This is a genomic window from Pseudomonas sp. GM24 (assembly GCF_000282235.1).
GTDB lineage: Bacteria > Pseudomonadota > Gammaproteobacteria > Pseudomonadales > Pseudomonadaceae > Aquipseudomonas.
On record NZ_AKJR01000214.1, the window covers coordinates 22,357 to 32,139 of the forward strand.

Annotated in this window: 9 protein-coding genes; 5 read left to right on the forward strand and 4 right to left on the reverse strand. The window is 60.5% G+C overall.

From position 1 onward, the window contains the following. Positions 1-11 precede the first annotated feature (11 nt). On the reverse strand, positions 12-968 hold the full coding sequence (locus PMI23_RS23205; RefSeq protein ID WP_042705017.1) for a LysR family transcriptional regulator: 957 nt from the start codon (positions 966-968) through the stop codon (positions 12-14). Positions 969-1,080: 112 nt separating this feature from the next. Between PMI23_RS23205 and PMI23_RS23210 the strand changes: the two genes are divergently transcribed. After that, entirely contained in the window at positions 1,081-1,827 is a 747-nt protein-coding gene (locus tag PMI23_RS23210; RefSeq protein WP_007908605.1) for a sulfite exporter TauE/SafE family protein, read from the forward strand. Here the strand turns inward: PMI23_RS23210 and PMI23_RS23215 are convergent. Continuing rightward, positions 1,817-2,671, reverse strand: coding sequence for a LysR substrate-binding domain-containing protein (locus tag PMI23_RS23215; RefSeq protein WP_007908606.1), 855 nt, complete (start codon positions 2,669-2,671; stop codon positions 1,817-1,819). The genes PMI23_RS23210 and PMI23_RS23215 overlap by 11 nt on opposite strands. A gap of 96 nt (positions 2,672-2,767) precedes the next feature. Between PMI23_RS23215 and PMI23_RS23220 the strand changes: the two genes are divergently transcribed. Together PMI23_RS23220 and PMI23_RS23225 are read left to right on the forward strand one after the other, a co-directional pair. Then, positions 2,768-2,989, forward strand: a complete 222-nt coding sequence (locus tag PMI23_RS23220) for a DUF1127 domain-containing protein (protein WP_007908607.1) — start codon at positions 2,768-2,770, stop codon at positions 2,987-2,989. An 80-nt stretch (positions 2,990-3,069) separates the two neighbouring features. Next, a complete protein-coding gene (locus PMI23_RS23225; RefSeq protein ID WP_007908608.1) occupies positions 3,070-4,296 on the forward strand; it encodes a winged helix-turn-helix domain-containing protein in 1,227 nt (408 codons plus the stop codon). 132 nt (positions 4,297-4,428) lie between these two features. Here the strand turns inward: PMI23_RS23225 and PMI23_RS23230 are convergent, their stop codons facing one another. Next, entirely contained in the window at positions 4,429-5,775 is a 1,347-nt protein-coding gene (locus PMI23_RS23230; protein ID WP_003226774.1) for a class II 3-deoxy-7-phosphoheptulonate synthase, read from the reverse strand. A 153-nt stretch (positions 5,776-5,928) separates the two neighbouring features. Here PMI23_RS23230 and PMI23_RS23235 point away from each other — a divergent pair, with 153 nt between their 5' ends. Further along, positions 5,929-6,684 carry a spermidine synthase gene (locus PMI23_RS23235; protein WP_007908609.1) on the forward strand — a complete coding sequence of 252 codons (756 nt, stop codon included), beginning with the start codon at positions 5,929-5,931 and terminating at the stop codon, positions 6,682-6,684. Positions 6,685-6,816: 132 nt separating this feature from the next. Here the strand turns inward: PMI23_RS23235 and PMI23_RS23240 are convergent, their stop codons facing one another. Further along, positions 6,817-7,608, reverse strand: a complete 792-nt coding sequence (locus PMI23_RS23240) for a crotonase/enoyl-CoA hydratase family protein (RefSeq protein WP_007908610.1) — start codon at positions 7,606-7,608, stop codon at positions 6,817-6,819. Positions 7,609-8,031: 423 nt separating this feature from the next. Between PMI23_RS23240 and PMI23_RS23245 the strand changes: the two genes are divergently transcribed. Then, positions 8,032-9,705: a DEAD/DEAH box helicase gene (locus tag PMI23_RS23245; RefSeq protein ID WP_007908612.1), complete on the forward strand. Its 1,674-nt coding sequence runs from the start codon at positions 8,032-8,034 to the stop codon at positions 9,703-9,705. The last annotated feature ends 78 nt before the right edge of the window (positions 9,706-9,783 follow it).

Below are 9,783 nucleotides of genomic sequence, written 5' to 3' on the forward strand. Positions count from 1 at the left end.
ATTCTCCAGTGCTAGTGTCGACCCAGATCCCGCTGTAACGCCAGATCCCATGGAGGCACCGGACTGAAACGGGTCTTGAGATATTCCAGAAGCAGGCGGCTGCGCGAGTTGGTTTGTTGTTCCATGCGCAGCGCGTAGATGCCGGTGGACTCCGGCATCGGCAGACCGTTTTCGCAGAACAACGGCAGCAGTTCGCCGCGCAACAGGTATTCGCTGGCCAGCCACGTCGGCAGATGGGCGATGCCCAAGCCAGCCAAAGCGCCGCAGACCAGGGCTTCGGCATTGTTGGCGCTCATGCGGATACGGCCCGGGCGATGCAATTGCATTTGCCCGTCGTGTTCGAAGCGCCAGGCGAAGGGCGGAGCGAGCCCCTCCCAGTCGAGACCATCGTGTTCATGCAACTGCGCAGGAACGCTTGGCACCCCACGACGCTGGAGATACTCGGCGCTGGCGCAGGCAATGCGCACCATGCTCGCCAGTGGCGTGGCCACCAGTCGCGTATCGGCCATTTGCCCGGCGCGCAGCACCAGATCGACTTTGCCCAGGTTCGAGCCGCCCATGTCGACGAAACTGTCGATCAGGTGCAATTGCACATCCAGTCCGGGGTAGAGCACGAGAAAGTCAGCGATCACTGGCGCCAGATGCCGGCGTCCAAACGCGGCGGGGGCGTCAATGCGGATCAGACCTTCCGGCGCGCTGCTCAGGGACACGGCTTCGGCCCGGGCCAGTTGCAACTCGGCGACAATTCGCCGGGCGCGTTCGGCAAACGCCAGGCCGGCGGGTGTTGCTCGTACGGCGTGGGTGCTTCGAATAAACAACTGGCTGCCGACGGCGCTTTCCAGGCTGTCGATCCGTCGCGCGACGGCCGACGGTGTCAGCGGATGACGACGTGAAGCGGCGGAAAAACTGCCACTTTCCAGCACGTCGAGAAACAGCCCGAGTTGATCGGTCAATTGATTAGGGTTCATATCGGCTAAACGCTTGTGCGAAATCGGCATAGCCATTGTGCGTTGCTATGCGTTTCCCCGCCAGCCGCGACTGCGTAGGATGAGTCACCTGACGTAAGAGGAATTGGCTGTGATGGAGTTTGTGTTGTACCTGTTGTTCGGCGCCGCCCTTGGCACACTTGGCGGTATCTTCGGCATCGGCGGCGGCTTGATCGCTATCCCGTTGCTCGGCGTCTGGTTTGGTCTCGATCAGCAGATCGCCCAAGGCACGGCGCTGGTCATGGTAGTGCCGAACGTGATGCTGGCGCTGTGGCGTTATCACCAGCGCAATCGCATCGAACTGCGACATGCGCTGCCTTTGGCGGTGATGGGCTTTTGCTTTGCCTGGATCGGTTCGATCTGGGCAGTGGGCATTGATGCGCAAACCATGCGCATCGGCTTTGTCGCGTTCCTGGTGGTGCTCTCGATCTACAACTTGTTGAAGATGTTCGGCAAGCCACCTGCTGCGACGTCCGAAATGCGCTATTCCTGGCCGTGGCTTGGCGTGCTTGGCGCGGCGTCCGGGACCATGGGCGGTTTATTCGGTGTCGGCGGTGCGGTGGTGGCAACGCCGGTGCTGACCAGCTTGTTCGGCACCACGCAAGTGGTTGCTCAAGGCTTGTCGCTGGCGCTGGCCTTGCCAAGCACCGGCGTGACCCTGGTGACTTACGCGGTACACCACGAAGTGGACTGGATGATCGGCCTGCCGCTGGCCATCGGTGGTCTGGCCAGCATCAGTTGGGGCGTGAAAGTCGCCCACGCCATGCCGGAAAAACTCCTGCGCGGGCTGTTCTGCGGTTTCCTGGTGCTGTGTGCGGTGATGCTCGCGTTTAAAGTTTGAAGCCTTCGACGATGTGCTCGGCCAGGCACTCGGTGATCGGCGACGGATTGTTCAGGTTGCGGATCAGCATGATGCTGGCCTCGGGCAGCAGTGGCAGATCCTCGGCGGCGCCAAGAATGCGCATGTCCGGGGTGATCAGGCTTTCCAGTTGCGCGGTGATCGCCAGACCCGCGCTGACCACGGCCATCAGCGCCGACAGACTGGTGCTGTTGTAAGCGATGCGGTATTCGCGGCCCATCGCATCCAGGGCATTACACGCCCACAAACGGCAGAAACAATCGCTGTTGAACATCGCCAAGGGCAGCGGCGTCTGTTCGTGGGCGCTGAAATTCTGCGCCTCGGCCCAGACGAAACGCTCTTTGCGCAGCAACTGGCCGATCTCGTTGCCCGGTTCGCGGGTGACGATCGACAGGTCCAGATCAGTGCGTTGCAGCAGCTGCTTGGTCGATTCGCAGTGCACTTCGATCTGGATCAGCGGATAGAACTGCGCGAACCGCGACAGGATCCCCGGCAGAAACCGCATCACATAATCGTCCGGCGTACCGATGCGCACCGTGCCGACCATATGTGGCTCACGCAATGTGTTGAACACCTCACTGTGCAACTTGAGGATGCGCCGCGCGTAACCGAGCAGCACCTGGCCCTCGGCGGTCAGGCGCACCTGGCGTCCGTCGCGCTCGAACAACTGTCGCTGCAATACGTCTTCTTCCAGACGCTTCATCTGCATGCTCACCGCCGACTGTGTGCGGTTGACCATTTCGCCGGCGCGGGTGAAACCGCCCTGATCCGCAATGGCGACGAAGGTGCGCAGGACATCGGTATCGATACTGGGGTAGGCCGACAATTGATGAATCTCCGTGATGCATGCCATCAGAAACATTCGTTGGATTGATCTTAGCGCCGGCGCGAGACTTGAGCCATCCACAAAGGAGGCAACACGATGAAAGGTCAAAGAGAGTATGTAGACGAATCAAAATTTTCCGGCCACGGCCATATCGTTTCCGACCTGCTGCACAAGTTTAGCCGCTGGTACGAACTGCACCGTGAGCGCGAGTTGCTGGCCAGTCTGAGTGACGAAGCGTTGAAGGACATCGGGGTGAGTCGTGCCGACGTTGAACACGAAGCCGTGCGGCCGTTCTGGGATGATCCGATGCATAAATGACCCGCTGCATAAATGATGAGCAGAGCGCTACACAAACCAGCTTCAAGTGGGGTAGGTTGCGAGCAGACAAGGAGATGCTCATGCCCGCAACAGTATCCTTTTCCCTCAAACAGGCGCGACGACTGGCGCTGGCTGCCCAAGGATTCAACGGGCGCCAGCCGCCGACTGTCAAAGCCGCTCACGTTCACCGGCTGATCGAACGGCTGGGCGTGCTGCAAATCGACTCCGTCAATGCCGTGGTGCGCTCGCACTACCTGCCGCTGTTCTCCCGTCTCGGTCCCTATTCTTCCGATTTGCTCGACCAGGCTGCCTGGAGTTCCGGGCGTCGTCGTTCGTTGTTCGAATACTGGGGGCACGAAGCCTCATTGTTGCCGCTGTCGATGTATCCGTTGCTGGGCTGGCGCATGCAGCGGGCCAGGCGTGGCGAGGATATCTATCAGCAACTGGCCAGATTCGGTCGCGAGCAGCAGGACGTTGTTCGTCGGGTGTTGAGTTCCGTTGAAGAGCAGGGCGCCTTAGGCGCCGGCAGCCTTTCAACCCGGGAAGACAAGGCCGGGCCGTGGTGGGACTGGAGCGCAGAAAAACATGCGCTGGAATGGTTGTTTGCTGCCGGTGAAGTGACAGTGGCGGGCCGCCGCGGTTTTGAGCGTTTGTATGATTTACCGGAGCGCGTCATTCCTTCTTCGATCCTTCAGCAAGCCTTACCTGACGAGGCGGAGGCGCAACGAGGGTTGCTGCTGCACGCGGCACAGGCCTTGGGCGTCGGCACTGAAAAAGACCTGCGTGATTACTTTCGGCTGAACCCGGCGGATGCCCGTCCACGTCTGGCGGAACTGGTCGAGGCCGGGCAATTGCAGATGTGCGAAGTCGCCGGCTGGCGGCAGGTCGCCTATTGCCTGCCGGAGCCGAAAGTCCCGCGCAAGGTTGTGGCCAGTGCGCTGTTGTCGCCTTTTGATTCGTTGATCTGGGAGCGCAGCCGCACTGAGCGCTTGTTCGATTTCCGTTATCGACTGGAGATTTATACGCCGCAGGACAAGCGGGTTTACGGCTATTACGTGTTGCCGTTTTTGCACAACGAGAGGATTGCTGCGCGGGTGGATTTACGCGCCGAGCGGGCGGCGGGGCAGTTGGCGGTGCATGCGGTGCACGAGGAAGAGCCGGGGCTGGATGAGGAGGGGATGCTGGCGCTGGCGGTGAACTTGCGGCAGATGGCGGATTGGTTGGGGCTGGAACGGGTGCAGCTCAATTGTCTGCGTGAGAGTGCGGCGCGGTTGCGGGTGGCATTGGCACAGATTGGGTGCGACTGACCTTACGCCATCGCTGGCAAGCCAGACTCCCACAGTGTCCGCGTCGTACATATATTTTGTGATCGACGCGATCACTGTGGGAGCCTGGCTTGCCAGCGATGAGGCCAGTTAAAGCGATAAAGATGTCGAATCTTAGCGGCGAACCTGCTTCAGCGTCTCGGCAATCAAAAACGCCAACTCCAGCGACTGATCAGCATTCATCCGCGGATCACAATGGGTGTGATAGCGGTCCGACAATCCGTCTTCAGTGATCGGCCGCGCGCCACCGATGCACTCGGTGACATTCTGCCCGGTCATCTCGATGTGAATGCCGCCGGCATAACTGCCTTCCGCTTCGTGCACCTGGAAGAACTGTTTGACTTCACCGAGGATCTGCGCAAAGTCGCGGGTCTTGTAGCCGCTGCTGGCCTTTATGGTGTTGCCGTGCATCGGATCGGAACTCCACAGCACCTGCTTGCCTTCACGCTGCACCGCGCGGATCAGCGCCGGCAGGTGATCGCCAACTTTGTTCGCACCCATCCGTGCGATCAGGTTCAGACGACCTGGATCGTTATCCGGGTTGAGCACGTCGATCAGACGGATCAGATCATCCGGGTTCATGCTCGGGCCGACCTTCACGCCGATCGGGTTGTTCACGCCACGGAGGAATTCGACATGCGCACCGTCGAGTTGGCGGGTGCGGTCGCCGATCCACAGCATGTGCGCCGAGCAATCGTAGTAATCGTTGGTCAGGCTGTCGCGACGCACGAAGGCTTCTTCGTAGTTCAGCAGCAGCGCTTCGTGGGCAGTGAAGAAACTGGTTTCGCGCAGTTGCGGCGAGCTGTCCATGCCGCAGGCGCGCATGAATGCCAGGGTTTCATCGATGCGGTCGGCCAAATGGCTGTATTTCTCGGCCAGCGCCGAGTTGGCGATGAAGTCGAGGTTCCACTTGTGCACCTGATGCAGGTCGGCAAAACCGCCCTGCGCGAACGCGCGCAGCAGGTTCAGCGTCGCGGTGGACTGGTGATAAGACTGCAGCAGACGTTCCGGATCCGGTACGCGGCTTTTCTCGTCGAAACCGATGCCGTTGACGATGTCGCCGCGATAAGCCGGCAGGGTCACACCGTCGATGGTCTCGTCGTTGGCCGAGCGCGGCTTGGCGAACTGACCGGCCATGCGCCCGACCTTGACCACCGGGCAACCGGCGGCGAAAGTCATGACGATGGCCATTTGCAGCAACACTTTAAAGGTGTCGCGAATCTTCGCCGCGGAGAACTCGGCAAAGCTTTCCGCACAATCGCCGCCCTGCAACAGGAAGGCCCGGCCCTGGGTGACTTCGGCAAACTGCCGGCGCAGTTCGCGCGCTTCACCGGCAAACACCAGCGGCGGATAACTGGCCAGGGTTTGCTCGACTTGGCGCAAGTGCGCGGCGTCGGGGTATTGCGGTTGTTGCTGGATCGGCAGGGCGCGCCAGCTGTCAGGGCTCCACGGTTGGCTCATCACGGTCTCTAATTGGTTCTACGCACGGGAAGCCCATGGTAGCAGCAATTAGTGCGTGACCTGCTCCCGCCCAATCGCCGACAATCGCCGCTTTGCCACGGCCCCACAGCGGTGCCATCGCGTCACCGCGCCCGGTGACCATCAGGAGACGAAATGACTGAGGAGCGCGTCGAGCATCTGCTTGCCGAAGTACAGGATGAGTTCGGCGTGATTCGCGTGCTGGAAGTGGCCGATTACCGCTTTCTCGAGTTCGGCGACGCCATTGAACAGAGCTGCGTGTTTACCGCAGACCCGAGCTGGCTCGAATACGATTACACCCGGGCGATGCTGATCGGCGCGTTGTGCCATGAGCAGCCGGAGAGTGCGCTGTTTCTCGGGCTCGGTGCCGGGACGCTGACTCAGGCGTGCCTCAAGTTTCTGCCGCTGGAAGATGTCGAAGCCATCGAGTTGCGCCCGGATGTGCCGCGTCTGGCGATCGAATACCTTGGGCTGGATGATGATCCACGTTTGTATATCCGCGTTGGCGATGCGCTGGAACTGCTGCCGACCGCCGAGCCTGCGGATCTGGTTTTCGTCGACCTGTACACCGATGTCGGGCCTGGCGTCGGGCATCTGGCCTGGAGTTTTCTTGGCGACTGTCAGAAGCGTTTGAATCCGGGCGGCTGGCTGGTGATCAATCAGTGGGCCACCGATGACGGCAAGCCGCTGGGCGCGGCGTTGTTGCGTGGGCTCTATCACCGGCATTACTGGGAACTGCCGGTGAAGGAAGGCAATGTGATTCTGATTGTGCCGGCGGATCTCGATCAGGTGCTGGACCTGCAGGCGCTGACTGCGCGGGCTGCAGCCCTGGCACCGAAGTTGGGGTATTCGTTGCAGTCGTTGATCAACAGTATTCGCCCGGCCACCTGAGGCGTCAGTGTTGGCCCCATCGCTGGCAAGCCAGCTCCCACAGGGTTCGCGCCGTACGCAAAATGTGTGAACGACTCGGTCACTGTGGGAGCTGGCTTGCCAGCGATGGCGCCCTGACAGGCGACATAATTCTCAGATCCCCTTGAATATGCCAGGTCGCCGCTCCACCAATGAGCGCACCCCCTCCCTGGCATCTTCACTGGCCAGCAACTTCTTCACCAGCGCCGGCAACCCTTGCGCTGCGGCCGTCTCACCCTCATACCGCGCCTGGCGCGCCGACAGCAACGTCGCCTGCACCCCCAACGGCGCCTGTCGGGCAATCCGCTCAGCCAACTCAATCGCCCGCGGCAACAGGTCTTCACTGGCCATCACTTCCTGCACCAACCCCAAATGCAACGCATCGTGCGCATCGAACTCATCCCCGGTCAGCAACCAGCGCATCGCATTCCCCCAGCCGGCCATCTGGGGAAAACGTAAAGTCGCGCCACCAAAAGGAAAAATCCCACGCTGCACTTCCATTTGCGCGAAACGGGTATTGCTTGCGCACAGGTTAATGTCGGCGGCCAGCATCAACTCGATTCCAATGGTCAGGCAATAGCCTTGCGCGGCGACAATCACCGGTTTGCTCACCCGAGGCCCGACGAAAACACCCCACGGATCGCAACCGCCGGTCGGAACCTGCCAACCTTCGGCCAAAGCCGAGCTGGCATTCACCAGATCCAGACCAGCGGTAAAGTGTTCGCCATGTCCAAACACCACCGCTACCCGCGCCTCGCTGTCGGCCTCGAACTCGCCATAGGCCAGGCTCAGGTCATTGAGCAGGTCGAGGTCGAAAGCATTGCGCTTGGCCGCTCGATCAAGGCCGATCAGGTGGACGTGACCACGGCGTTCACGGCTGACGCGGCCGGGGCAGGGCTGATTCATGGCGAAATCCTCGGGCGGGAAGGGCGGGTGCAGCGACGGTATGCCGCAGGTCGGTGAATCGTTTTAGCGTCATCGCCCGCAGGGCCGGGCCTTTGAAAAATAGACCTTGGCGCGATTATCCGCAAAACCCCGTTACACAGCGGTGACACAGGTATTTTGACGATAAAAAAAGCTCCCTTTTTGGGCAAAATCCGGTATAGTGCGCGCCGGCCTTTAACCGGGCCGCGTTTAGGTAGCGCAATTTCCCGAAGTCAGCTTCGGCTGCACGTCCGCATTGCGGGCTCTTCCCGGACGATTCTTTTTTTCATTCATTCGTTTTCGCAAATCCCCGCCGACAAAGCTGCCAGGGCGACTCTTGAGTCTCAACACGGCATGCGCAGCTTTGGAGCATGGGTCTTTGCGGATGCACTTAGAGGCAGACCCATGACCCAGGAAACCGGCGGATTCGCCGCTTTTAATCTTAACCCGAATATTCTTGCAGCCGTCGCAGCGACTGGCTACGAAGAGCCTTCGGCGATTCAGCAGCAATCGATCCCGATCATCATGGCCGGCCAGGACATGATTGGCCAGGCGCAAACCGGTACCGGTAAAACCGCCGCGTTCGCACTGCCTATCCTGCACCGCATCGATCCTGCCAAGCGCGAACCGCAAGCCCTGATCCTGGCGCCAACTCGTGAGTTGGCGCTGCAAGTAGCAACCGCTTTTGAAACCTACGCCAAGCAAATGCCGGGCGTTACCGTTGTGGCCGTTTACGGCGGCGCGCCGATGGGCCCACAACTGAAAGCAATCCGTAATGGCGCACAGATCGTTGTCGCCACTCCGGGCCGTCTGTGCGACCACCTGCGTCGTGACGAAAAAGTGCTGTCGACCGTGAACCACCTGGTTCTCGACGAAGCTGACGAAATGTTGAAACTGGGCTTCATGGATGACCTGGAAGTCATCTTCAAGGCTCTGCCACCTACCCGTCAGACCGTATTGTTCTCGGCTACCCTGCCGCAGTCGATCCGCGCCATTGCCGAACGCCATCTGCGCGATCCGCAACACGTGAAGATCCAGACCAAGACCCAGACCGTTACCGCGATCGAACAGGCTCACCTGTTGGTTCACGCTGACCAGAAGACTTCGGCCGTTCTCAGCTTGCTGGAAGTGGAAGACTTCGACGCACTGATCATGTTCGTGCGCACCAAGCAAGCGACCCTGGATCTGGCCAGCGCCCTCGACGCCAAAGGCTACAAAGCCGCGGCGCTGAACGGTGACATCGCCCAGAACCAGCGTGAGCGCGTGATCGACTCGCTGAAAGATGGCCGTCTGGACATCGTTGTTGCGACCGACGTTGCTGCTCGTGGTCTGGACGTTCCGCGCATCACTCACGTGTTCAACGTTGACATGCCGTACGACCCAGAGTCCTACGTTCACCGTATCGGCCGTACCGGCCGTGCCGGTCGCGAAGGTCGTGCACTGCTGCTGGTGACTCCACGTGAGCGCCGCATGCTGCAAGTGATCGAGCGTGTAACCGGTCAGAAAGTTGCCGAAGTTCGCCTGCCGGACGCTCAAGCTGTTCTCGATGCACGCATCAAGAAACTGACCAACAGCCTGTCGCCGCTGGTCGCTGATGCCGAATCGACTCACGGTGATCTGCTCGATCGTCTGACTGCAGACATCGGCTGCACTCCGCGTGCTCTGGCTGCTGCGCTGCTGCGCAAAGCCACCAACGGTCAAGCGCTGAACCTGGCTGCGATCGAGAAGGAACGTCCACTGGTGCCGAACAACGCACCGCGTGGCGACCGTCCTGAGCGCACCGGTGATCGTCCTGATCGTGGTGACCGCGAGCGTCGCGCGCCAATGCCTTTGGGCGAAGGCCGTGCTCGTTGCCGTACCGCGCTGGGTGCGCGTGATGGTATCGCTGCGAAAAACCTGCTGGGCGCCATCCTCAACGAAGGCGGTCTGGCCCGTGAAGCGATCGGTCGCATCCAGGTGCGTGACAGCTTCAGCCTCGTCGAGCTGCCGGAAGATGGTCTGGACAAACTCCTGACCAAACTGAAGGACACTCGCGTTGCCGGTAAGCAGCTGAAACTGCGTCGCTACCGCGAAGATTGATCCGCCCTTGGGCTGATTGATCGAACATAAAAAATCCCCGACTGGTTCGGGGATTTTTTTTGTCTGCCTGAAAGATCA

What these genes read in the sequence shown, in the direction of transcription:
- PMI23_RS23240 (WP_007908610.1), bottom strand. Translation starts at nt 7,608, where the DNA reads ATGAATCAGCCCTGCCCCGGCCGCGTCAGCCGTGAACGCCGTGGTCAC.
- PMI23_RS23235 (WP_007908609.1), top strand. Translation starts at nt 5,929, where the DNA reads ATGACTGAGGAGCGCGTCGAGCATCTGCTTGCCGAAGTACAGGATGAG.
- PMI23_RS23205 (WP_042705017.1), bottom strand. Translation starts at nt 968, where the DNA reads ATGAACCCTAATCAATTGACCGATCAACTCGGGCTGTTTCTCGACGTG.
- PMI23_RS23225 (WP_007908608.1), top strand. Translation starts at nt 3,070, where the DNA reads ATGCCCGCAACAGTATCCTTTTCCCTCAAACAGGCGCGACGACTGGCG.
- PMI23_RS23245 (WP_007908612.1), top strand. Translation starts at nt 8,032, where the DNA reads ATGACCCAGGAAACCGGCGGATTCGCCGCTTTTAATCTTAACCCGAAT.
- PMI23_RS23210 (WP_007908605.1), top strand. Translation starts at nt 1,081, where the DNA reads ATGGAGTTTGTGTTGTACCTGTTGTTCGGCGCCGCCCTTGGCACACTT.
- PMI23_RS23220 (WP_007908607.1), top strand. Translation starts at nt 2,768, where the DNA reads ATGAAAGGTCAAAGAGAGTATGTAGACGAATCAAAATTTTCCGGCCAC.
- PMI23_RS23230 (WP_003226774.1), bottom strand. Translation starts at nt 5,775, where the DNA reads ATGAGCCAACCGTGGAGCCCTGACAGCTGGCGCGCCCTGCCGATCCAG.